This is a genomic window from Pseudomonas sp. RGM2987 (assembly GCF_022952855.1).
GTDB lineage: Bacteria > Pseudomonadota > Gammaproteobacteria > Pseudomonadales > Pseudomonadaceae > Aquipseudomonas.
Genome location: NZ_JALJDX010000222.1, coordinates 148923 through 173026, shown reverse-complemented (window position 1 = coordinate 173026; position 24104 = coordinate 148923). Strand labels below are relative to the sequence as shown.

Sequence of the window (24104 nt, the reverse complement as noted above, 5' to 3'; positions counted from 1 at the left end):
GCCGGCCAGCAAAGGTCATTTCAGGGTGATGGTGGTGTTCACGGCGCTGTCGGTGTCGTCTTCATCGAACCAGCGCTGGGTGACGGTCTTGGTCTGGGTGTAGAAGGTCACTACTTGCTTGCCATACGGACCCAGGTCACCCAGCTTGGAAGCGCGCGAACCGGAGAAAGAAAACAGCGGGACCGGCACCGGGATCGGCACGTTGATGCCCACCTGGCCGACGTCGATTTCTTCCTGGAAGTGCCGGGCCGCGGCACCGGAGCGGGTGAACAGGGCAGTGCCGTTACCATTGGGGTTGGCGTTGATAATCTCGATCGCCTCGCTCAGGTCGGCAGCGTGCATCACGCACAGCACCGGGCCGAAAATTTCCTCGCGATAGACGGACATCTGCGCGGTGACACCGGAGAAGATGGTCGGGCCGACGAAGTTGCCGTCCTGGTAACCGGGTACGCTGGGGTTGCGTCCATCCAGTTCGAGTGTGGCGCCTTCTGCGATGCCGCTGGCGATCAGGCCGTTGACCCGGTCCAGGGCCGCGCAGGAAATCACTGGGCCAATGTCGGTGCCAGGCTCGGTGCCGCCGTTGACCTTCAGGGTCTTGGTGCGCTCGATCAGGTCCGGCAACCAGGCCTGGGCTTCACCCACCAGGATCACCACCGGCAGGGCCATGCATCGCTGGCCTGCGGCGCCAAACGAGGCGCCCAGCAGGTTGTTCAGGGTCTGACGCTTGTTGGCGTCAGGCAGGACGATGGCGTGGTTTTTCGCGCCCATCATGCACTGCGCGCGCTTGCCGTTCTGGGTGGCACGGTTATAAACGTGGGTACCGACCTTGGTCGAGCCGACGAAGGACACGGCCTTGATGTCCGGGTGGTCGCAGATCAGGTTCACCGCGTCGACGCCGCCGTGGATCACGTTGAGCACGCCTTTGGGTACACCGGCTTCCAGGGCCAGTTCGACTAGGCGCATGGTCACCAGCGGATCCTGTTCGGACGGCTTGAGGATGAAGGTATTACCGGTGGCGATCGCCATGGGGAACATCCACAAAGGGATCATCGCTGGGAAATTGAAGGGGGTGATTCCGGCGCACACGCCCAGCGGTTGCATCAAGGTGTAGGTATCGACGCCATTGGCAACGTTGTTGGCCAGTTCGCCCATCTGCAGGTTGCCGATGGCGGTTGCGTGCTCGACGACTTCCAGCCCGCGGAACACATCGCCTTCCGCATCCGGCAGGGTCTTGCCCTGTTCAGCGGTGAGCAGGGCCGCCAGTTCCTTGATGTTCTCCCGGATCAGTTGCTGGTACTTGAAGAAGATCCGCGAGCGCACGCCGATCGGCGTCTTGCGCCAGGTCTTGAACGCTTGTTTGGCGCTGGCCACTGCGGCGTTCATTTCCTCGGTGGTGGCGAAGGGCACACGGGCCAACACTTGCTGGGTTGCCGGGTTGATCACGTCGCGCCACTGCTCGGTGCGCGACTCAACGAATTCGCCGTTGATGAGCAGCTTGACGCTTGGAACGCTGGAAGAAGTCATGGTGGGGCCTGCCTGCTTTTTTGAGGTTGAGTGAGGCCCCTCGGCCTGGTTTGGCCGAGCGGTCTCGTTGGTCTTCATGAGGGCCGGCGGACCGACCCGGGTTCAGCCCTTGAGCTGTGGGAAGTCTTCTTCGAAGTGCTCTTGCGCGCCGCGTGTCTCGCTCTGGCGGCGTTGCACTTCCATCTGCCGCAGTTCCACCCGGCGGATTTTTCCGGATATGGTCTTGGGCAGTTCGGTGACGAACTCGATGCGGCGCACCCGCTTGTAAGGCGCCAGGTGTTCACGGGCGAAGGCGAGGATGTTGCCGGCCAGTTCCGCATTGCCGGGTTCGCCGTGGGCCAGGATCAGGAACGCCTTGGGCACGGCCAGACGTACCGGGTCGGGGCTGGGTACCACGGCCACTTCCATCACCGCCGGATGCTCGATCAGCGCGCTCTCCAGTTCAAACGGGCTGATGCGATAGTCGGAAGCCTTGAACACGTCGTCGGCGCGGCCGACAAAGGTGATGTAGCCGTCCTGGTCAATCTGCGCGGTGTCACCGGTACGGTAGTAACCGTCGCGCATCACTTCGGCGGTTTTTTCCGGACTGTCCTCGTAGCAGAGCATCAGGCCAAGGGGACGCACATCGAGCGGCAGGGCCACTTCACCCTCGCTGCCCGGTACGCCATCGGGGTCGAGCATGGTCACCCGGTAGCCCGGCAACGGGCGCCCCATGGAGCCAGGCTTGAGCACCTGGCCGGGCGTGTTGCCAACCAGGGCGGTGGTTTCCGACTGACCGAATCCGTCCCGCAGCGGCAGGCCCCAGGCGTGCTGGATCTGCTCGATGATTTCCGGGTTGAGCGGCTCACCGGCGCCCACCAGTTCCCGCAGGCGCAGACGGTCCTTGATTCCGGCCAGGTCCTCCTGGATCAACATGCGCCACACGGTGGGCGGGGCGCACAGGCTGGTGACGCCGTAGCGCTCCAGGGTGGTAAGCAGGACCGGGGCACTGAAGCGCGCGACGTTGTGAATGAAGATGCAGGCGCCGGCGTTCCACGGCGCGAACAGGCAGCTCCAGGCATGCTTGGCCCAGCCCGGGGAGGAAATGTTCAGGTGCAGGTCACCGGGCTTCAGGCCGATCCAGTACATGGTCGACAGGTGGCCGACTGGGTAGCTCTGGTGGCTGTGCAGCACCATTTTTGGCTTGGAGGTGGTGCCGGAGGTGAAGTACAGCAGCATCGGGTCGGTGGCCAGGGTGCTGCCCTCGGCCTCGAAGTGCTCCGGGTATTCGTTGGCAGCACTGTGGGAGACCCAGCCGGCGCAGGATGAACCCACGCAGATGCGGCTACAGCCGTCGCCCAGTCCGACAAACTTATCGACATGGGCGCTGCCGACCACCAGATGGCGAACCTGACCGCGGTCGATACGGTCGCTCAGGTCATCAGGAGTGAGCAGGGCGGTGGCAGGGATGACCACGGCGCCGAGCTTGAACGCGGCCAGCATGGTTTCCCACAGGGCGATATCGTTGCCGAGCATCAACAGGATGCGCTCGCCCCGCCGCACGCCGAGGGCGCGCAGGTGGTTAGCCACTTGGTTGGAGCGTAAGGCCAGCTGCTGGAAGCTGTAGCATTGCTCGCTGCCGTCTTCTTCGACGATCCACAGGGCGTTGGCATGATTGCCCTGGGCCATGGCATCGAAGTAATCCAGCGCCCAATTGAATTCGCTCAGTTGCGGCCAGCGGAAATCCCGCACGGCCGTGGCGTAATCGGTACGGTGGGCCAGCAGGAAGTCGCGAGCGGCGAGGAAGGGTTGGCTGTTGTTATTCATTGTTCTCTCCATCAATCAAGGTGCCGATCGGCGCAGGTAGCGAGTACGAAAGTCAGGCAGCAAGAGCGGCATGGCTGCGTGTCGCTGGGCGTACGGGACAGGTGCTCGGATCTGATGATGGGGAGGCGGCCAGCAAGGATGGTTTCACGGTGGGTTCCCTTGTTTATTTTTGTCGGGACGGACCTGGCTCACGACCAGATTTGAATTGAGTATATGCATGCATAAAACAAACAAGAACAACTAAAAAGGCCAGTATGTTGTGCAAAAATGCATGGGTGGGTTCTTCACCGATTTCGGGCCCAGTGCCGTGGGGCCGGATGCCTCCTGCACCTTTCAGGCGCGGGGGATTGGATCCGGCCTCACGGATGTTTTTACCAGAGCGCCAGGGTGTAGCTGAGGATCAGCCGGTTCTCATTGAGGTCACTGCCGAAATGGGCGGTGCGCACAGTCGCGTTACGCCATTTCAGCCCCACGTTTTTTAGCGGTCCTTCCTGCACCACGTAGCCGATATCGGTGTCGCGTTCCCACTCGCGACCCTTAGCGTTGCCGGCGCCCAGGTCAATGCTGTCGCCGGACAGGTAGCGGGTCATGAAGGTCAGGCCGGGAACCCCAAGCGCGGCGAAGTTGTAGTCGTAGCGCGCTTGCCAGGAGCGCTCGTCCGTGTTGGCAAAATCGCCGATCTGCACGAAGTTGACCAGGAACGCATCGGTGCCGTTGATGTAGGCGAAACCGGTGTCGCCGCTCATGCGTTGATAGCCCAGGCCAAAGGCATGGCCGCCAAGGGCATAGGTGAACATCGCGCCCAAAGCGTTGTTGTCGATGTTGCTGTGGCCATCGTCGGTCGAACGGGCATAACGCAAGTCGCTTTTAAGCGACTGCCCTTCGCCGAGCGGTAGCACATGAACCAGATTGAATTGGTGCTGGTGATAGAAGTTATCCAGGCCACCGTAGCTGTAGCTGGAGTTCAGTTGGCCGTTCCATTGGTAGGCCAGGCTGGCGAAGTCGAAGGCGTTGCTGCGCACCTGGCTGTTGGCGATGCCCTTGGCTCCGGTGGTGGTGATGCTGAATTTCTCGTAGTCCGAGGAGTCGCGCTGGTTGACGCGATCCAGGTGCCCCGCATCGATAACCAGGCCTTTGATCTCCTGGACGTTTAACTGGCCGCCGCGAAAGGTCTGTGGTAGCAGGCGTGAATCGTTGGCCACCAACACCGGAAGCTTGGGCGTCAGGGTTCCCACCTTGAGTACGCTGTTGGAGGCCTTGAACTTGGCGGTCAGGCCCAGCTCACCGTACTCATCCTTGGCCCGCCTGGGCGCGCTGGCATCACGTTTGAGCAGGCCGGAACCGGCGCGATCGGGGCTGGAATCAAGCTTGACGCCAAGCAGGCCGAGCGCATCGATGCCCACGCCGATGGTGCCATCCGTGTAACCGGATTCATAACGCAGCAGGAAGCCTTGGGCCCACTCTTCTTGCTTGGATTGGGCCGCTGCGGTCTGACGGAAATCGCGGTTGAAGTAGAAGTTGCGCAATTCCAGTCTGGCTTTGCTGTCTTCGATGAAGTCCGCGTGGGCCTGGGTGGCGAGGCTGCTGCCTGCCAGGAACAGCGGGAAAAGGGTGTTTTTCATGGCTGACCTCTTATTGTTATAGGCAAGCCTTTCCCACACCGGTCACGGCCGATGGAGGGAAGACTTTTGGAGATGCCCTATGGCGCAGGGCAGGTTAGAGGTGCGAACAGCGCCGCTGAATCGCACCTCAGGATCGTTGGCTTTGCAGGCTCAGTGACTGCTTGCCATGGAAGCGCCCAGGCCCGTTTGGGCACGGACGAACTGATCGTCGTAGGCGGCACGCTCGCGGTCGGCCCGTTCGCTACGGTCCAGCCTGGAGGCAACGACGATGACAAGGAAGGCCAGCGGCATGGAGAACAGCGCCGGCTGGTCGTAGGGGAAGAGCGCCTGGGCATGGCCCAGCACGCCGACCCACACCGACGGCGAGCCGACCACCATGACCAATGCGCTGACCAGACCGGTCAGCCCGCCGTACAGGGCGCCACGGGTGGTCAGGCCGCGCCAGTACATGGACATGATCAATACCGGGAAATTTGCAGAAGCGGCGATGCCGAACGTCAGGCCCACCAGGAAGGCAATGTTTTGGCCTTCGAACAGAATACCCAGGGAAATCGCAACGATGCCCAGACACACGGTGGCGATGCGCGACACTTGCATTTCCTTTTTCTCGTCGGCGCGGCCCTTCCTGAACACCGAAGCATAAAGGTCATGGGAAATGGCGGAGGCACCGGCCAGGGCCAGACCGGACACCACTGCCAGAATGGTGGCGAACGCCACGGCCGAGAGGAAGCCGAGAAACAGATTGCCGCCCACCGCCTTGGCCAAGTGCATGGCAACCATGTTGCCGCCGCCGATCATGGCCCCGCCCAGCTTGCCGTCGACATAGAACTGCGGATCGGTACCAACGATGACGATGGCGGTATAGCCCAGCACGCACACCACCAGGAAAAAGAAGCCGATGAACATCGTGGCGAACAGCACCGATTTACGTGCTTCCTTGGCATTGGGCACAGTAAAGAAACGCATCAGGATGTGCGGCAGGCCGGCGATGCCGAAGACCAGGCCAAGGGACAGCGACACGGCATTGATCGGGTCGGCCAGCAAGGTGCCCGGCCCCATGATCTGTACCCCGCTGGCATGCACCGACACGGCCTGGGCAGCCAGGGTTTCGAAGCTGAAGCCGAAGCGACTCAGGGCCATCAGCACCAGGGTCGTGCCGCCGGCCAGCAACAAGACCGCCTTGGTAATCTGCACCCAGGTGGTGGCGAGCATGCCGCCGAAGATCACGTAGACCAACATCAACACGCCGACGACCACCACCGCCGTGCGGTAATCGAGGCCGAACAACAGCTTGATCAGTTGGCCGGCACCGACCATCTGCACCACCAGGTAGCAGCACACCACCGTCAATGATCCGAGGGCGGCGAAACTGCGCACCTGGATCTGATCGAGTCGATAGGAAACGATGTCGGCGAACGTGTAGCGGCCCAGGTTGCGCAAGCGTTCAGCCATCAGGAACGTGACGACGGGCCAGCCGACGAAGAAGCCAATGATGTAGACGAAACCGTCGTAGCCTTTGGCGAAGACCATGCTCGACAACCCCAGCAAGGTGGCTGCCGACATGTAGTCGCCAGCGATCGCCAGGCCATTCTGGAACCCGGTGATGCCGCCACCGGCGCTGTAGAAGTCAGCGGCCGAGCGTGTGCGGCGTGACGCCCACCAGGTAATCAGCAAAGTGGCGAGGACGAAGACGAAAAACATGCCGATGGCGTGCAGGTTGAGCGGTTGTTTTTCCGCCGTGAGGGGGGCGGCGTTGACCAGCAGGGGACTGAGGGCGAGTACAGCGAGCAGGCGTTTCATACGAGGGACTCCTCCAGGATCTGGGCGCTGAGCACGTCGAAACGAGTGTTGGCACGGTGCACGTACCAGGCGGTGAGGGCCCAGGACAGCAGGATGATCGTTACGCCGATTGGCATACCGAGGCTCACGTGGCTGCCGTCGTACAACGGCAGGTGTAACCAGGCAGGGGCAAAAGCCACCACCATGATGAAGCTGTAATAGATCGCCAGGACCACGCCGCTCAGTGACCATGCAAGCAACGCGCGCTGGCGGGTGAGGCGTTTGAACTTGGGATTGGCCCTGACCTGCGCGCAGGTATGGGCATGGGTCGGATGGTCAGTCGTCATAGTGAGGCTCCAGTGTGGTTATTTTTGTTGTTTGCGCCCTTTCACAGGCACACGGGTACCCGGGCGAAGCCTGTGCGAGGCGTCACCTGAATGCGGTGCAGGGCCTATTGCCGGTGGACTGAACGTCCGGGGATGGGAGGGCGATGTGGAAAGTGGGTGTCGCGCCCATGCGTCAAGAGCACTGGTACGGGCCAGCGCTGCACAGTGACGATGGTGTTGATTGCGCTGCTGCGCAACTGCTTGTATCCGGCGTACACGCCGACGTTAACCCATGCGCTCATGCTGTTCGCCCTGATTATTATTGTGGGGGGCTTGCTGGCTTGGAAACGGAGCTGGTCAAGCCAGCCTGAGCGCGAGTATAGGTTGGCTTTTTTACAATAAAAATCGACAGAAACGCCTGATTGACGTGCAAAAATACATGATGAAAATTCACGTGATTGGGAAAATACGAATGAGGGTGTCGTCACTACACATAAGTATATTCTTATGTGTTAATGTGTTTGCACACACAGCTACCCATATGAGCTCAATAATGTCCTCTCGCAATCTTTTTGCCGCTATGAACCTTGGCAGCTTGGTGCTTCGAAATCGTATCGTCTTACCCCCACTCACTCGCTCCAGAAGCTCGCAGCCAGGTAACGTACCGAACTCGCTCATGGCAGCGTACTACCGTCAACGCGCTACGGCTGGCTTCATGGTTACAGAAGGCTCTCAAATCGAGCCACGCGGCCAAGGCTATGCTTGGACGCCCGGTATTTACAGTGACGAACAGGTCGAAGGTTGGCGCCAGGTGACCGCAGCAGTTCATGCCGAGGGAGGCACCATCTTCTGCCAGCTCTGGCACGTTGGTCGCGTTTCCCACGTCAGTTTGCAACCAGATAATCAGCCTCCTATTGCACCTTCAGCTATCCGCGCGACCAACGTTAAAGTATTCATTGAAACTGGCCCTAACGAAGGGCAGTTGGCAGATCCGAGCATGCCGCAAGAATTGACTACTACCCAGGTTAAGGAGCTGGTAGAGCTTTATCGCCAAGCGGCTCAAAATGCGAAGCGTGCGGGATTCGATGGCGTTGAGCTGCACTCCGCGAATGGATACCTCATCAACCAATTCATTTCAGAGCACACTAATCTCAGAACTGACGAGTACGGAGGACCACTCGAAAACCGGCTGCGGTTCCTACGTGAAGTGACTGAAGCAGTCATCGGTGTATTCGGAAGCGAGCGCGTTGGTGTACGCTTCGCGCCGTTGTTTGAGTCGACGGATGAAGAACGAGTCTATTTGGGGCTGGTCGAAAAAGATCCGCACGAGACCTACGTCGAAGCGACAAAAATGCTGGAAGGCCTGCGCATCGGGTACCTTTCAATTGCAGAAGCAGATTGGGACAATAGCCCTGATCTTCCAGACTCATTCCGGCAGGCATTGCGTAATACGTTCTCGGGCCCGATCATGTATGCCGGTAACTACACTCATGAGAAAGCCAAACGCATTCTCTCGACTGGTTACGGTGATTTTTTCGGCTTCGGACGCACGTTCATCGCCAATCCGGACTTACCACGACGTTTCAAAGAAAACCACCCCCTTAACCCCGTAGATACTTCAACTCTGTATGGCGGTGGGGAGCGGGGATATATCGACTATCCGCACAGCACCTGACAGCGTGCGCGGTCACCCAAATGGGCGCAGCCCCACATTAAAGTCAAGGTTCAAGGTTTATGGAGCTAGGCGAAGCACTTAAGGTCTTGTCTCATCCGACCCGACGAGCTGTACTCGCGTGGCTGGCAAACCCGCACAAGTCTTTCAAGAGCTACAGCCAGCTCTACGACTTTAGCGTATACGGTGTATGCGCAAGCTTGATCCAAGACAAAGCGGGGATGTCGCAACCTGCAACATCCCTTTGCCTGAAGGTTCTTCAAGACATGGATTTCGTGACAGCAACAAAAGTTGGAAAATGGACGTACTACAAGCGCAACGATGAGCAACTTTCTGCCGCGTTGTCAGAGTTGCATTCCGAGCTGAACGTCTGAGCCCTGCCTCTTAGCCATCACTGTCCGACTCAGATCGAAGGGAGTCTCTTGGCTGGAGTGACGCCAGATCTAAGCGCTTGTTTATGGTGTTCAGCAGAGCATTGACGCGAAAGAGATCAGTATTGCGCGGCCCTGTGAAGATGCCTATGCGCTGGTTCGTGACCTTGTTTGCGCGGGGTGGCCTAACGGCCTCTCTTTACGGCCAAAGCCTCTTGTTCACGCAGCACGGCTGCACAGTGTATCTCCACCCAATCGGCCAGTTCTCGCACCCTTACGGCAGCTTCCCTACCCATGGACGTCAGCGTGTATTCCACGTGTGGCGGCACGATGTCATAGGCGCGACGCTCCACCATTGCATCGCCCTCCAACAACTGTAGTGTCTGCGCCAACATTCGTTCGCTGACGCCGCCTATCTTTCGTCGTAGCTGGCTGAACCTCAGCGTGCCGGGCAGCAGGCCAATAAGCACCAACACTCCCCATCGGCTGGTCAGATGGTTCAGGATTTCGCGCGACGGGCACTTCGGAGCCATCACGTCACCCCGCCTTAGGCGCTCGGACAAAGGCACTGATGAAGGCTGTTCGGATGATTTCGAAGAAGCGCTTGTATTCATACACTTACCTTTTTGTGCGTACTTACTTAAAGTAATTTCACATTCTACATTTGTTCATGGCTATTTCTTCAACCTCCCGTTCACCAAGGAGTAACCTCTTGAGCATTGCCGTTACTGGAGCCACCGGCCAACTGGGCCGCATCGTCATCGAGTATCTCAAACAGCGAACATCCACAAGCGGCATTCTTGCCCTGGTACGCAAGCCGGAACAGGCAGAAGCGCTGGGCGTTTCGGCAAGAACGTTCGACTATTCCAAGACCGAGACGCTGGATGCGGCGTTGTCTGGGGTGGAAACCTTGCTGTTGATCTCTTCCAGCGAAATCGGTCAGCGCGTCGCGCAGCACGCCAACGTCATTGCGGCGGCGAAGAGGGCGGGCATCAAGCGCATTGTCTATACCAGCGTGTTACACGCTGACTCGTCCGTGCTGGCACTTGCCGACGAACACCGCGCAACTGAGGCTGCCCTCAAGGCGTCCGGACTTTCCTACACGCTGTTGCGCAATGGTTGGTACACAGAAAACTACACAGGTTTCGCTGGTGTGGCGCTGGCTAATGGCGTGCTATTCGGTAGTGCAGGCGAAGGCCGGATTTCGTCAGCGACACGCGAGGATCTGGCCGAAGCCGCTGCAGTGGTGTTGACTGCCGACGGCCATGAAAACACTACCTACGAACTGGTCGGCGATACCTCTTGGACGCTGGCTGATCTGGCGGCTGAAATCTCGAAGCAGACCGGCAGGAACATCCCTTACCACGACCTCCCAGAAGCCGACTACGCCGCCGCGCTCGAAGGTGTTGGCTTACCGAAGGGGCTTGCCGCAGCATTGGCTTCCTATGACGTGAGCGCCTCCCAGGGGGCTCTCTACGGCAACGAGCGCGCCTTGGCTGAACTCATCGGGAGGCCAACCACACCGCTTGCTCTCAGTGTCGAACGTGCGCTGGAGACGCTCTGACGAACTGCCGGCAAGCAGCAGTTTAAACAACTAAGGAAGCGAATCATGGAGAAACATCCGACTGAGAGGGGCCGATGACGCAATATCTGAAACGTCTCATTCTTACGGTCAGCTTGGTACTGGCGGGGGGCGCAACGGCGGAGCCTGTTATCCAAGCCCGTGACACCGCTGTCGAGGAGGCCAATCGCCAACTGGTACTGACGTTTTACGACGGCTTCTTCAATCGCCACGATACTGTGCAAGCGGCGAAGGTCGTTGCCGATGACTATCGCCAGCACAATCCCGGTGTGCCGGATGGCAAGGCGCCACTCGTCGATTACTTCACTGGTTTCTTCAAGAGCAATCCTCAGTCGCGCGCCCGCATCATGCGCAGTGCGGCCGACGGCGATCTGGTTTGGCTACAGGTGCATTCGACCAATGGCGAGGATGATCTGGGCCGAGCCGTGCTGGACATTTTTCGCGTCAAGGACGGTCAAATCGTTGAGCACTGGGATGTGATCCAGGATGTTCCCGAAAAGTCTGCTAATCCAAATACAATGTTCTAATTGCGAAAGATACTCGCATCACGCTATGCGGCACTAGGCCCATACCCTGGAGTTGTCTACGGCGCGTACTCAGTTGCATGGCGGCGGACGAACTCAGCCATGGTTGTCGCAGGTTTACCCGTCAGGGCTGACAGTTCGTCTGTTTCACGGTCGTACCGCCCTTGCTGATGCAGTTGTGCCATGACCGAGAGGTGGTCGACGACGTGCGTGGGTACGCCGGCATTGCGCAGCTTGTCTGCCCAGGGTGCCACCGGCAGATCCCGATAGGTGATGGTTCGGCCGAGCGCGTCAGAAAATATCCGGGCGTAGTGTTCCAGATCGGTGGACTGCGGACCGGTGAGGTTATAGATCTTGCCGATATGAGGTGCGGGGTCCACCAGGATGGCCGACACGGCGTCGGCCACGTCCGCCGCACAGATGGGCGAGGTTCTGCTCAGGCCAAGAGGAAGCAGCAAAGTATTCGTTTCCCGGACATTGGCTGCGGCAAAACGCAGAAAGAACCCCTCCATGAACACGGTGGGCCGCAGCGTAACGACAGGCAACCCCGACCATGCGAGCGTCTGCTCGGCCAACCAGTGCAGCTTGTGCTGGGGGCTGTCGGTTGTCTCTGTGATACTCATCTGTGAAATCGTCATCTGTGACATGTTCACGAAGGCCTCTACACCGTGATGCCGCGCCACCGCAGCTGTATTGACCGTGGCCTCCAGATAAGCCGGCGACACCGACATGCCAAAGTAGATTCGAGCGACACCCTCCATGGCACGGTGCATCGACGTGAGATCGGTGAGGTCGCCCACCACGACTTCAGCGCCGAGCTGACGTAGAGCGGCGGAGCGGGTATCTTCGCGTCGAACCAAGGCGCGTACGTTCATCCCTATGGCGAGCAGCGTCTCGGTCACTGTGCGGCCGATACCGCCGACAGCCCCTGCCGCCCCGGTCACCAGCACGGGACGATCATCGTTTTTGGTCATTAGCTCTTACTCCATTCATTCGCGCCCGCAGCGGCACGCCAGTTGCCATGGAGCGGTCGGCTGCTGTGAGCCGGCCGCCAAAGTCTCAGTCCTGCGTAATCGACCGCAGATAGATACCGTTGCTCAGGTTCTGCTTGATTTGTTGGCCGGTTCCGTCGGCCAGCACCTCGGGCTGATGACACACCATCGAGAATGCGCTGGCCGACCTTGAGGGGGGCAGCTTTTTGCACGCCCTCCAGGCCAAGGATCATTCCTGTGTCAAAGAACGCGATGTGTACACCCATCCTAGCAGCAGGCGCAGACCGTTGGTCAGCGACCAGGTGGCCGCTTTGCTCGTCGAATAGGTCACCCTGTTCGGAAGATTGATCCAACTCAGGGCCGAGTGCATGTTGACAATGGCACCGCCCCGCTGTCGCCGAAGAGCAGTGCGGAGGCCAAGCAGGTGGCCAGCGGACCGACCGCATTAATCTCGAATTCGTGACGAAGCGTGTCCCTTGCGCGATTTGGACACCGTTTCACTAATACTAACCAAGTGTCACATCTTGTGGATTTGCTTTCTTTTATGTCAAGGCTCATCTAGGGATGCTCTGAATGAGGGGGGGGTCTACCGGGTGACTGCCTCATGACATCGACCACGGATTGAATGCGCATTGCCATTGGTGCCTGGCGTCTGGTGATGGGCCACGGGCATCAGCCAGGGCACCGATCACGCTTCATTTTATGAGATATCACCGGGTTGCGATTTACGTAGGGCCTTGCCTACACGGGCGCTGAAAAACGCCTACTCAAAAATCAGCAACACCCGATGGCCGCCTTTAATGAACGACCTGCACCCTAACCGGATCGCGGAGTACAACGAATACAGACTGACAGAGGAACGGATGCATGAGCCAGATCAAAACGCTTACGACCGCCAGCGGCGCTCCAGTCGCCGATAACCAGAACTCTCGCTCCGCCGGCCCGCGCGGCCCGCTGCTGCTCGACGATTTTCACCTGATCGAGAAGCTTGCTCACTTCAACCGCGAGAACATTCCTGAGCGTCGCGTACACGCCAAGGGCTCGGGTGCCTACGGTATGTTCACCGTGACCCGCGACATTACCCAATACACCAGCGCCAAGTTGTTCGAGTCGATTGGCAAGCAGACCCCAACTTTCTTGCGATTTTCCACGGTGGGCGGTGAGCGCGGTTCTGCGGACACCGAGCGTGATCCTCGCGGTTTCGCCCTGAAGTTCTACACCGAGGAAGGTAACTGGGACATCGTCGGTAACAACACGCCGGTATTCTTCATTCGCGATCCACTGAAATTCCCCGATTTCATCCACACCCAGAAGCGCCTGCCGCAAAGCAACCTGAAAAGCGCCCAGATGATGTGGGATTTCTGGTCGCATTCGCCTGAGGCGCTGCACCAGGTCACCATTCTGTTCTCGGATCGTGGCATTCCTGACGGGTACCGTCACATGCACGGCTTCGGCAGCCACACCTACAGCCTGATCAACGCCCAAGGTGAGCGTCACTGGGTGAAGTGGCACTACAAGACCAAGCAAGGGATCAAGAACCTTGCGCCGGCTGAAGCAGCGCGCCTGGCGGGTACCGATCCGGATTACGCCCAGCGCGACCTGTTCAATGCCATCGAGCGTGGTGACTTCCCGAAATGGAGTGTCTGCATCCAGATCATGACCGAGGCCCAGGCGGCAGCCCATTACGAGAACCCGTTCGACGTGACCAAGACCTGGTCGCAGAAAGAGTTTCCGTTGATCGAGGTCGGTGAGTTGGAGCTGAACCGCAACCCGCTGAACTACTTTGCTGAAGTCGAGCAGGCTGCGTTTGGCCCGAGCAACATGGTGCCAGGCGTGGGTCTCTCGCCGGACCGTATGTTGCAAGGCCGGGTATTCGCCTACGCCGATGCGCATCGCTACCGTGTAGGCACCAATCACCAGCAACTGCCGGTCAATGCTCCGCGCAGTCCGGTGAATACCTACCAGCGTGACGGTGCCATGGCGTTTGGCAGCAATGGCGGAGCGGCACCCAACTACGAGCCTAACAGCTATGTAGAAGCGCCGAAGCAAGCCCCGCGTTATGCGGAGCCAGCCTTGGCACTCAATGGGGCGGCGGATCGTTATGATCACCGCGAAGACACCGACTACTACAGCCATGCCGGTGCGTTGTTCCGCTTGATGAACGACGAGCAGAAGGCTCTTCTGATTAGCAACATTGCCGGTGCAATGGGTGGTGTATCGGAGGATGTCGTCGCTCGCCAATTGCAACATTTCTTCAGGGCGGATGCCGCATACGGGAAAGGCATTGCAAAAGCGTTGGGCGTAGAGATTAGCTAAGTCCAGGCGATAAGCAGAACCGCCCGCATCAGGGCGGTTTTTGCGTTATCAAAACGACTTTCCGCAAATACATGCCGTGGTGACCCTCTCACAAGCGCCGATGAGTGTTTGGACCTGTCAGAGATCCGACCACTTGTGGAACTGTACGCCAAGTGCGGCTAAAAGATCGTTCGTCCGATTGGCTATAGGTAGAATTGGTAGGGGGCCCCCTACGCTCCTAATCATTGCCCCTACGCAAAATCAGCATCCGCCGATAGGCGTGATCTCCTGCTGCCTGCATCATTAGCCACTGTTTTGATATCGCAATAATCGAGTGCGGAACCTGTGCGTGTGTCGTTGATTCGCTGATCCAACCATGACTCGATTGTCGGTCATTGGTTTGAGGTCGACGGGAACACCCACCGGGGCGGCAGAGGAGTGGTGCAGGCTTGAGTCAGGTTTCCTTGGCTATCCGTGGGTTTGCGGATGAGCAGTTGTTGATGCGTCAAGGAGGACTGTACTGGGTCGCCGTCGATCGCACTCGCGATGCCGAGGCATTGGCGCTGCAAGGCTTGATGGCATTGCCCGGGCAGCATCGGGCCGGCCTGCTGTGGTGTGGCTTTTATCCCGAGCAATTGGCAGAGGCCCTGGACGCGCGATCCGGTCCCGGCGAGTTGCGTCTGTTCGAAGTGCCTGAGGCTGTGATTCGTCCGGCGCTCAAGTCGCTGCCGTCGGAATTGAGGCGCGCCGCAATCGCTCCGGGCGGCCTGTTGCTATTGATGCTGCCGGCAACCGCCTGGCGCACCTTTGACGCCGCGCAACTTCAGCAGTGGTGTAGTGGGCTGAGGCGTTGGCTGCGTGAACAGCGCTGCACGCTCCTGGTGTTGTGCCATGGGCGGGCTTCGCCACTGCATGGCGAATTGATCCGCCTCAATGAACACCTGTCCGGCCTGGCCCAGCTGTACCGGCAGGATGGCGGCATTCGCTACCAGTCGCATTTCTGGCACAACGACCAAGGCGTCTGCGGCGCCCGGGAATTCGAGCTTGAGCTGCAAGCCTCAGGCTTTGGCCTGGCCCGGGCCGAGCAGGCCAGCCCAGTCGTGACACGCACTGACGACCAGCGCGTGTACCTGGCCCAGCGCGCAGTGCTTGAAGGCGCAGCGACCCTGCCCGAGCAGTGGAGCGTGTTCGACCGGCGCATCGACCTGCTGCAACAGGCCGCGCTGGCGCGGGCTGCGAGCGTGATGGTCGCCATTGAAAACGACCAGCAGGTAGAAGCGCTGGCTCGCGAGCTGTATGCGCTGCGCGAGCGTTGCGGTACGGCGCTGAAAATCGTCGTGCGGGAAATAGAACCCTGCCTGCGCTACCGCGACGAGCGCCTGCTGATGGCCTGCGGGGCAAACATCGTCGTGCCCTTTGGCAACCCGTTGTCGCGGTTTTTCAGCCTGGTCGACAGTGTGCAGGGGCAAGTCTGGCGTCGCCGACAGGCGAGCGGTGACCTGGAGTCGCTGCTCGAACGCCTGCGGGCTCCGACGGTGCGCGGTCTGTTGACCCCGCGTGAGTTCCTGTCGGCGCTGGAGCAGATTTATGACGGTGCATCTGGCGAAATCGAGCATCAGTTGCTGCGGTTGTCCGTGCGCTCGGTGCTGACGGTCGAACACTGCCTGCACCAGATCAGCCTGCGTCGGTTCGGCGACATCGCCACGGTGCTCAACGGCGAGGTTTATCTGTTCCTGTTCGCTTGCCGCAACGATGGCCTGGAGTTGGCGTTGGGCAATATCTGTCGCTTGCCGTGGCGCAATCTGTTCAGTGATTGCCAACCCCTTGCCGAGCTGGAAGAGCTGCCGTGCGCCGCTTTGCGCGACGCCACCAATCTGCCGAGTGAGTTGCGCCTGGCTCCGGAGCGCAGCGAGGCGGCGCGCGTGCGAACCGAAATGAGCGCCTATACGCCACAACGAAGCCGTCTGGCGATCATGGACTACTGCAAATGAGCTACTACGAGTTGCTCCAGGTCATTGCCGCAAGCTGCCTGCTGACGTTCGCGCTGATCCAGCTGTTGCGTATTTTCTGGCGCCAGGGGCGGGCCTGGGTCCAAGGCCTGTTGCCGCCTCGTTATCTGAAGCCGCACCGCGTGCCTCGCGACAGCGTGAAGGGCCAGTCAGCGGGAGCACCTCATGAGTAAGTTCGAGTCGGCAATTGTGCTGAAAGCCGCCCGGGTCTGGCCCGGCCTGGGGCACTGGAACCTGTATTTCATTTTGAAGTTCGCCTTGCAGTGGGCCGGCTACCTGAACATTCAGGTCCTGCCCAATCTGTTGTTCGCGGCCTTTTTGCTGGTGCCATTGGGCAGCCGTTTCAGGCCCGTCATGCGGCAACTGATCGCCGTACCGCTGGCCATGGCATTGCTCTACCAGGACACCTGGCTGCCGCCTTTGACCCAGTGGCCTGAATGGACCACGGTCGTGGATCTGTTCTCCGAGCATTCCCTGGCGCTGGCCGAACGCCTGGTCGACTGGAATGTCCTTGGCTGGCTGCTGGTGCTGGTGGCGGGGTATCTGTTCATCCACCCTTGGCTGCGATTGACCACACTGAGCCTGGTCGGCCTGGCCTGGCTGGGGCTCGGCAACCTGCCGGCGCTCTATCCGGGCCATGGGGCGGACTTTATCCAAGGCGTTGCGGCACAGGAGAGGGCGGCTGGCGCGAACGCGGACATCGAACGCTACTTGCAGCAATTCTATGCTGACGAAGCTGAACGACGCGTCACCTTCCAGCCTATGTTGCCGACCGCGCAGCCGTTTGACCTGTTGCTGATCAACATCGACTCGATGGCTTGGGACGATCTGGATCTGTTGGGACTGCGCGACCATCCATTGCTGCAAGGGATGGATGTGCTGTTCGACCGCTTCAACTCCGCCGCCTCCGAGCGGGTGCCTGCCACGCTTGGGCTGCTGCGCGCCGGATGCGGCCAGGTGCCGCGCAGCCAGCTCCAGGTGCCTGCCCCTGAACCTTGCCTGTTGTTCGACGAACTGGCCAGGCAGGGCTACGTCGGTGAAACCCTGCTCAACCATACGGGGCAGGCCGCCGGGTTCCTCAATACAGTGCAGACCCTTGGGGCGCTGCCGGCCCCGCGAATGGATCTGAGTCACTTGCAATCCATCCTCTCGGCACCGGATGGCTCGCCGGTGTTGCGTGATCGCGAAGTGCTGGACCTGTGGTGGAAGCAGCGCCTGCAACAGCCCGATCCTCGCGTGGCGCTGTTCTACAACACCCTGACCCTGCAAGACGGTAATCGCATCGTCACGGCCGCAGGTCAGACCCGGCGCGCCGACTACAAGGCGCGAGCCCAGGCCCTGCTGGAGGACTTGAGCGTTTTCCTCGATCAGTTGGAGGCCAGCGGCCGCCGCGTGGTGGTGGTGATCGTGCCGGACCACGGTGCGGCCCTTCGTGGCGACCGCATGCAGTTCCCCAGCATGCGTGAGATACCCGCGCCGTCGATTACCCAGGTGCCGGTCGGCATCAAGTTGATCGGCATGGGACGTAACCCGCGGTCCTCACCTTTGCGTGTCAGCGAGCCAAGCAGTTACCTGGCCTTGGCACAAATCATCGACCGGTTGTATAGCGCGCCTGCCCAGGTCGGCGGGCAGCAGCCGGACTGGCAACCCCTGCTGACAGGGCTGGCGCAAACCCCGCTGGTGTCCGAGAGCGAAGGCAGCGTTGTGCTGGACTACGCCGCAGCGCGTTATGTACGGATCAAGGAGAACACCCCATGGCTGCCTTACCGGCCGGTGTCCAAATGAGCGCCCGGTTGCTGTCACGCTCAGAGCGGGCCAATGATATCGCTCGATTGAAGGCTGAATTGCAGTTGCCTGCATTAAAGTACGTCGACGTCTCGCTCCAGCGAGAGTTGCGGCGTGCCTTGCAGCGCTGGCCGCTGTTCGCCGAGTTCGATCAGATGCAACGGGCCCCCGGAGTGCGGGTCTCGCTGACGCGTCACGAAGAACCCCAGGTGACGGCATGACCTCCCTGGGTATGCACGGATTGCGTGGTGGTGCGGGAAGCAGCTCATTGTTGGCCGCGCTCGGCTACGCCCTGCACACCCTTGAACAGCGTGTGCTGCTGGTGGACTTGTGCGCGGACAACCTGCTGCGCCTGCATTTCAACCTGGCCGTCACGGAGACTGGCGGCTGGGCGCGGGCGATGCTCGATGGCCAGGACTGGTCAGCCGAGAGCTGGAGCCTCGCGCCGAATCTGAGCCTGCTGCCCTATGGTCGACTCGTCGGTACCGAGCGGATGAGCCTGGAGCAAGCGTTGAGCGCCCAACCCGGGCTCTGGGACCGGCGCGCCAAGGCGTTGGCCGAGCATTTCGACTGGATACTGTTCGATATGCCCCGGCGCTTGCCCTGGCAGGACAGCGCGGTGTCCTGCCACCTGCAGGTCCAGCTCATTGAAGCCGATGCCGCGTGTCACGCGTTGCTGCAACAACAGGAGCAGAGCACCGACTACCTGTTGCTCAATCGCTTCGATCCGGCCAGCCAGATTCAACGCGACCTGATGCTGATCTGGCGCCAGCACCATGATGCGCGCCTGCTGCCGGTGACGGTGCACAGTGACGAAGCGATGCGCGAGGCGTTGGCCTGCAAGCAGCCGGTGGGCCGTTATGCACCTGGCAGCCTGGTGGCCCAGGACGTGCTCAGCCTGGCGGTGTGGTGCCAGGCCCGAACAGGGCTGCCGGCATGATCGCCCGCTGGTTTCCCTATCGGCAACTGCGCAGCGAGCACGATTGCCTGCCCCTGGTCGCGCTGCTGTTGGCCTTGTCGAGTAGCCTCGCCTGGGCGGTGTTGCGCCTGGAATCGCCGGCATGGCGCCAGGTCCTGGAGCAGCGGCAACGCTGGTATCCACAGCTGGCCGATAAAGCGCCGAGCCTGGGCGATCCGTTGCGTTACCTGCTGCAAAGCGTCTGGCTGATGCTGATTCGACCGGTTGCGCCGCAGCACCGTCCACGCTCGCTGACGTGGTGGACGCGGGCCATGGCCATGAATCAAAGGGTCTGGGCCCGGCTGAGCAAGACACTGGAGCGACAGAGCAAACGAATCCGGAATAACGCCCGCCTGACCCAGGGGGTGCATTGGTGGAAAGGCCTGGAGCGGCACCGTCAGTGGTTGCTCGGCAGTTTGCTGCTGGTCCAGTTGATGCTCCTGACAGTGCTGTGCATCACCGAGCCATTCGGTTACCTGGAACAACTGGTGTTCGCGCTCCTGCTCTGGGGCCTGACCATGCTGGTACGCGGGATTCCCGGGCGTTTTGCGACGCTGCTGATGGTGGTGCTGTCCACTATCGTGTCCTGCCGTTACCTGTGGTGGCGCTACACCTCGACGCTGAACTGGGACCAGCCGCTGGACCTGGCCTGTGGCCTGGCGCTGCTGGCGGCCGAGACCTATTCATGGATCGTGTTGATCTTCGGCTACATCCAGACCTGCTGGCCACTGAACCGCCAACCGGCACAAATGCCGGAGGATACCCGCAGCTGGCCGACGGTCGACCTGTTGATTCCTACCTACAACGAAGACCTTTCGGTGGTGCGCGGGACGGTGTATGCGGCGCTGGCGATTGACTGGCCGGAAGACAAGCTGCGGATCTACCTGCTCGACGACGGCAAGCGCGAGGCCTTCAGGCAGTTTGCCGTCGACGTTGGTGTGGGCTACGTCATTCGCCCGGACAATCGTCACGCCAAGGCCGGCAACCTCAACCATGCGTTGGGCCGTATCAGCGGCGAGCTGGTTGCGTTATTCGATTGTGACCACATGCCGGTGCGCTCCTTCCTGCAGCTGACGGTGGGCTGGTTTCTGCGCGACCCGAAACTGGCGTTGGTCCAGACACCCCATCACTTCCTGTCGGCGGATCCGTTCGAACGCAACCTTGCGGTGTTTCGCAACCGACCGAACGAAGGCGAGTTGTTCTACGGTCTGATCCAGGACGGTAACGACATGTGGAACGCTGCGTTCTTCTGCGGCTCCTGCGCGGTGCTGCGGCGTTCGGCGCTGGATGAGATCGGCGGCTTTGCGGTGGAGACGGTGACCGAGGACGCTCACACCGCCTTGCGCTTGCACCGCGCGGGCTGGAACTCGGCGTACGTACGCATTCCCCAGGCCGCCGGCCTCGCCACCGAAAGCCTGTCCGCGCACATTGGCCAGCGCATTCGCTGGGCCCGGGGCATGGCGCAGATTTTCCGTACCGACAATCCGCTGCTGGGCAAGGGCCTGACGCTGTTCCAACGGATCTGCTACGCAAACGCGATGATGCACTTTCTCGCTGGTTTACCGCGGCTGATATTCCTGGTCGCGCCCTTGGCTTTCCTGCTGCTGCATGCCTACATCATCTATGCCCCGGCGCTGATGATCCTGTTGTATGTGTTGCCGCCGATGATCCACGCCAGCCTGACCAACTCGCGCATGCAGGGCCGCTTTCGCCAGACTTTCTGGGGCGAGGTCTACGAGACCGTGTTGGCCTGGTACATCGCGCGTCCCACCACGGTCGCGTTGTTGAGCCCGAACAAGGGCAGCTTCAACGTCACCGCCAAGGGCGGCCTGATGGAGTACGACCGGTTCGACTGGAAAATCGCCCGGCCATACCTGGTGCTGGCCGGATTGAACATCGCCGGCTTGGGTTTTGCCTGCTGGCGTCTGTCCACGGGGCCGGCCAATGAAGTCGGCACGGTGCTGGTCAGCTCGCTGTGGGTGATCTACAACCTGCTGATCCTCGGCGCGGCCGTGGCGGTGGCGGCCGAAGTCCGCCAGGTGCGCCAGACCCATCGGGTGCAGACCCAATTGCCGGTGGCGGTGCGCCTGGACAGCGGCCACTCCTATCCGGGCACGCTGCTCGATTACTCCGATGGCGGGGTCGGCGTGCAGGTCGACGTGCCGCTGTCGCTACCGGTGGGTGGGCGGATTTCGCTGTTGATGCAGCGCGACTCGCGAGAATTCCTGTTCCCCGGGCTGGTCAGTCGCAGCCACAAACAATTTGTCGGTATCAACTTCGCCCTGTTGTCGACCCAACAGAAAATCGATTTCGTGCAATGCACCTTTGCCCGGGCCGATGCCTGGTTGAACTGGGGCGACAACTACGTCCCGGACAGGCCCCTGCATAGCCTGATCGACATTTTCAAGCTCGGTGCCAAAGGCTACTTCCAGCTCTACCAATTCCTGCCGCTGTGGGTTCGTCGTGTGGCCGGTCCGCCCCTGCGGCTGGTGGGATGGCTGTTGAGTTACCTGCCGCGCATGCCTTCGTCGTTCTTCTCGTCCTCTTCTCGATCGGTGAGCCCGTCATGAGTCGCTATTTCAGTAAGTCCCTGGTTGCCGCACTGGCGCTGCTGGTTGTCGGTGGCGTCCAGGCCCAGGGCCTGGCGACCTCGCCGGGAAGCGCTACGCCAGCGCCCGATGCGTTCCATGGCTGGAGCAGCACCTATAACTTCGGTCAGTTGGGCCACGCGGCCGATACGCTGTTGCTGGGGATTCACGACAGCCAGCAGATCGAGTTCTCGTTGCGTCGCGACCGGATCGCCAGCGATGCCAACTTGCGGCTCGAGTACACGCCGTCGCCGGCCTTGTTGCCGGTGCTGTCGCATCTGCGGGTCTATCTCAATGATGTGCTGGTGAGCGTAGTGCCCATCGAAAAGGAGCAACTGGGGCACAAGACCTTTCGCAACGTCGCGCTCGACCCGCGCCTGATCACCGACTTCAATCGGGTACGCCTGGAGTTCATCGGTCACTACACCGATGTCTGCGAGGACCCGGCCAACAACACACTGTGGGTCAACATCGGCGGCCGTAGCGAGATCGAGCTTCAGGAACAGCCGCTGTCGTTGCAGAACGACCTGGCCTATTTTCCCTTGCCGTTCTTCGATGCTCGCGGCCAGGACAAGCCGGTCCTGAGCATGGTTTTCGCGGCATCGCCGACGTTGGGCGAGCAGCGTGCGGCCGGCGTGCTGGCGTCTTATTTCGGCAGCCGGGCGGGCTGGCGTGGTATGCGCTTGCCGGTGCTGTTCGACCGCCTGCCGGTGGCCGAAGGGGATAACCCACCGACGTCGGCCATCGTATTCGCCACCAATGACCGACGTCCGCCGTTCCTGGCAGACCTGGAGCGGTTCCCCAAGGTCCAGGCGCCGGTGCTGCAAATGCTCGACAACCCCGGGACGCCCCATAGCAAGGTGCTGTTGGTGCTGGGTCGCGATGACGAGGATCTGCTGGTCGCGGCGCGTGCGTTGGCCTTGGGCGGCGATCTGTTGCGCGGCTCGCGGGTAACAGTGAACAGGGTGCAGCAGCTGCTGCCGCGCCAACCCTATGATGCGCCGAACTGGATTCGCACCGATCGACCGGTTCGATTCGCCGAACTGATCAGCTATCCAGAGCAGTTGCAGGCGAGTGGCCTGCGCCCGGCACCGATCAACCTCGACCTCAACCTGCCGCCGGACCTGTTTGTCTGGCGCAGCCAGGGGATCCCACTGGAAGTCAACTATCGCTACACCCCCAGTGCGGTCGCCGATGAGTCACGGCTGAACATCAACCTCAATAATCAATTCATCAGCAGCTTGCCGCTGCCCAGCACGGATGATTCGAAGCTGCAACGGCTGAGGCTGGCGGTGCTGTCCAGCGACCCTGCCAATCCGCTGGAGAAGATTCTGGTTCCGGCACTGAAAGTCGGCGAGCGCAACAATCTGCGTTTTGATTTCAACTTCGCCAGCACCCTCGGCAGCGCCCAGCGCGATCACTGCCAGACGACTTTGCCACCGAGTAACCAGGCCGCGATTGACGAGTCCTCGACCATTGATCTGTCTGGCTATCACCACTTCATGGCGATGCCGGATTTGAAGGCCTTTGCCCGCAGCGGCTTTCCGTTCAGCCGCATGGCCGACCTGTCGCAGACCCTGGTGATGGTGCCGGCCCAGGGCACCGCCGTGCAGATCAGCACTTTGCTCGAATCCCTGGCCGCGATTGGCGCGCGTTCCGGTGCCCCGGCGCTGGGCTTGCAACTGTCTTCCGACTGGAGCATGGCGGCCCGGGCGGATGCCGATCTGTTGGTCATCGGGGGGATGGCCGCCGGCATGGGCGATAACCCGGACCTGAACCTGATGCTCGATCACCTCCACGACTGGTTGCTGGAACCGACCAGCCAGGTCATGAGCGGTGCATCGGCGCGTGCCGGACAGCTCAACGATGTACGCAACCAGGCGGCCCAACGGGTCGAGGTTTCGGCCCAGGCGCCGATTGCCGCCTTCGTCGGCCTCAAGTCGCCGTTCCACGAGCAGCGCAGCATCGTCGCGCTGCTGGCCAACGATGACGCCGACTACCAGTTGCTGCGCGACACCCTCGCCGATGGCGGGAAGATGGACGCCGTGGCCGGCTCCGTCGCGTTGCTGCGCAGCAGCGGCGTGGACAGCAGCCAGGTCGGCGAACAGTACTTTGTCGGACATCTGCCCTGGTGGTTGATGCTCTGGTTCCAGCTTTCCGAGCACCCGGTGCTGCTGGCGGCGACGGTGGTGCTGATCGTGCTGCTGATCGCTTTCGGGTTGTGGCGCTCGCTCAGTTGGGTCGCCCGCCGGCGTCTGGGCCAGGAGTGAA

The 24104-nt window shown here is 60.8% G+C and carries 20 protein-coding genes; 12 read left to right on the top strand and 8 right to left on the bottom strand.

Going from position 1 to position 24104, the window contains the following annotated elements:
• Positions 1-15: 15 nt before the first annotated feature.
• The 5 genes from RGM2987_RS26985 to RGM2987_RS26965 all read right to left on the bottom strand — a co-directional run bounded on the left by RGM2987_RS26985 (position 16) and on the right by RGM2987_RS26965 (position 7078).
• Entirely contained in the window at positions 16-1524 is a 1509-nt protein-coding gene (locus RGM2987_RS26985) for a CoA-acylating methylmalonate-semialdehyde dehydrogenase (RefSeq protein ID WP_245145950.1), read from the bottom strand.
• A 102-nt stretch (positions 1525-1626) separates the two neighbouring features.
• Entirely contained in the window at positions 1627-3330 is a 1704-nt protein-coding gene (locus tag RGM2987_RS26980; RefSeq protein WP_245145949.1) for an AMP-binding protein, read from the bottom strand.
• 371 nt (positions 3331-3701) lie between these two features.
• Entirely contained in the window at positions 3702-4952 is a 1251-nt protein-coding gene (locus RGM2987_RS26975) for an OprD family porin (RefSeq protein WP_245145947.1), read from the bottom strand.
• 150 nt (positions 4953-5102) lie between these two features.
• Positions 5103-6752 carry a cation acetate symporter gene (locus RGM2987_RS26970; protein WP_245145945.1) on the bottom strand — a complete coding sequence of 550 codons (1650 nt, stop codon included), beginning with the start codon at positions 6750-6752 and terminating at the stop codon, positions 5103-5105.
• Complete coding sequence (locus RGM2987_RS26965) at positions 6749-7078, bottom strand: DUF485 domain-containing protein (protein WP_245145943.1); 330 nt, start codon at positions 7076-7078, stop codon at positions 6749-6751. Before RGM2987_RS26965 ends, RGM2987_RS26970 begins: the two co-directional genes overlap by 4 nt.
• Before the next feature lie 532 nt (positions 7079-7610).
• Here RGM2987_RS26965 and RGM2987_RS26960 point away from each other — a divergent pair.
• Entirely contained in the window at positions 7611-8732 is a 1122-nt protein-coding gene (locus RGM2987_RS26960; protein ID WP_245145942.1) for an alkene reductase, read from the top strand.
• A gap of 59 nt (positions 8733-8791) precedes the next feature.
• Positions 8792-9103, top strand: a complete 312-nt coding sequence (locus RGM2987_RS26955) for a transcriptional regulator (RefSeq protein ID WP_245145940.1) — start codon at positions 8792-8794, stop codon at positions 9101-9103.
• A 182-nt stretch (positions 9104-9285) separates the two neighbouring features.
• Here RGM2987_RS26955 and RGM2987_RS26950 read toward each other — a convergent pair whose 3' ends face one another.
• Positions 9286-9714, bottom strand: coding sequence for a helix-turn-helix domain-containing protein (locus RGM2987_RS26950; RefSeq protein WP_280640066.1), 429 nt, complete (start codon positions 9712-9714; stop codon positions 9286-9288).
• 98 nt (positions 9715-9812) lie between these two features.
• Between RGM2987_RS26950 and RGM2987_RS26945 the strand changes: the two genes are divergently transcribed.
• Both RGM2987_RS26945 and RGM2987_RS26940 read left to right on the top strand, forming a co-directional pair.
• Positions 9813-10664, top strand: coding sequence for an SDR family oxidoreductase (locus RGM2987_RS26945; protein ID WP_245145938.1), 852 nt, complete (start codon positions 9813-9815; stop codon positions 10662-10664).
• Between the two features lie 74 nt (positions 10665-10738).
• Entirely contained in the window at positions 10739-11209 is a 471-nt protein-coding gene (locus RGM2987_RS26940; RefSeq protein WP_245145935.1) for a nuclear transport factor 2 family protein, read from the top strand.
• A 56-nt stretch (positions 11210-11265) separates the two neighbouring features.
• On the opposite strand, the gene RGM2987_RS26935 is transcribed toward RGM2987_RS26940, so the two are convergent.
• Both RGM2987_RS26935 and RGM2987_RS26930 read right to left on the bottom strand, forming a co-directional pair.
• Positions 11266-12180 (bottom strand): SDR family NAD(P)-dependent oxidoreductase, encoded by a 915-nt coding sequence (locus RGM2987_RS26935; protein ID WP_245145932.1) that lies wholly within the window; start codon positions 12178-12180, stop codon positions 11266-11268.
• A gap of 247 nt (positions 12181-12427) precedes the next feature.
• The gene (locus RGM2987_RS26930) at positions 12428-12568 is read right to left on the bottom strand and encodes a hypothetical protein (RefSeq protein ID WP_245145931.1); all 141 of its coding nucleotides are present in this window, start codon (positions 12566-12568) and stop codon (positions 12428-12430) included.
• Positions 12569-13065: 497 nt separating this feature from the next.
• On the opposite strand from RGM2987_RS26930, the gene RGM2987_RS26925 reads away from it, so the two are divergent.
• The 8 genes from RGM2987_RS26925 (at position 13066) to bcsB (ending at position 24103) form a co-directional block, all read left to right on the top strand.
• Positions 13066-14514 carry a catalase gene (locus RGM2987_RS26925; protein WP_245145930.1) on the top strand — a complete coding sequence of 483 codons (1449 nt, stop codon included), beginning with the start codon at positions 13066-13068 and terminating at the stop codon, positions 14512-14514.
• A gap of 428 nt (positions 14515-14942) precedes the next feature.
• The gene (gene bcsE / locus RGM2987_RS26920) at positions 14943-16484 is read left to right on the top strand and encodes a cellulose biosynthesis protein BcsE (RefSeq protein ID WP_245145929.1); all 1542 of its coding nucleotides are present in this window, start codon (positions 14943-14945) and stop codon (positions 16482-16484) included.
• Positions 16481-16675: a cellulose biosynthesis protein BcsF gene (bcsF, locus tag RGM2987_RS26915; RefSeq protein ID WP_245145928.1), complete on the top strand. Its 195-nt coding sequence runs from the start codon at positions 16481-16483 to the stop codon at positions 16673-16675. Before bcsE ends, bcsF begins: the two co-directional genes overlap by 4 nt.
• Positions 16668-18287 carry a cellulose biosynthesis protein BcsG gene (bcsG, locus tag RGM2987_RS26910; protein ID WP_245145927.1) on the top strand — a complete coding sequence of 540 codons (1620 nt, stop codon included), beginning with the start codon at positions 16668-16670 and terminating at the stop codon, positions 18285-18287. The genes bcsF and bcsG overlap by 8 nt, the downstream gene beginning before the upstream one ends.
• Positions 18257-18508 (top strand): cellulose biosynthesis protein BcsR, encoded by a 252-nt coding sequence (gene bcsR / locus RGM2987_RS26905; protein ID WP_245145920.1) that lies wholly within the window; start codon positions 18257-18259, stop codon positions 18506-18508. The genes bcsG and bcsR overlap by 31 nt, the downstream gene beginning before the upstream one ends.
• Positions 18505-19227 carry a cellulose biosynthesis protein BcsQ gene (bcsQ, locus tag RGM2987_RS26900; protein WP_245145918.1) on the top strand — a complete coding sequence of 241 codons (723 nt, stop codon included), beginning with the start codon at positions 18505-18507 and terminating at the stop codon, positions 19225-19227. The genes bcsR and bcsQ overlap by 4 nt, the downstream gene beginning before the upstream one ends.
• Positions 19224-21815 (top strand): UDP-forming cellulose synthase catalytic subunit, encoded by a 2592-nt coding sequence (gene bcsA / locus RGM2987_RS26895; RefSeq protein ID WP_245145916.1) that lies wholly within the window; start codon positions 19224-19226, stop codon positions 21813-21815. Before bcsQ ends, bcsA begins: the two co-directional genes overlap by 4 nt.
• Positions 21812-24103, top strand: coding sequence for a cellulose biosynthesis cyclic di-GMP-binding regulatory protein BcsB (bcsB, locus tag RGM2987_RS26890; protein WP_245145915.1), 2292 nt, complete (start codon positions 21812-21814; stop codon positions 24101-24103). The genes bcsA and bcsB overlap by 4 nt, the downstream gene beginning before the upstream one ends.
• Position 24104: the final 1 nt, after the last annotated feature.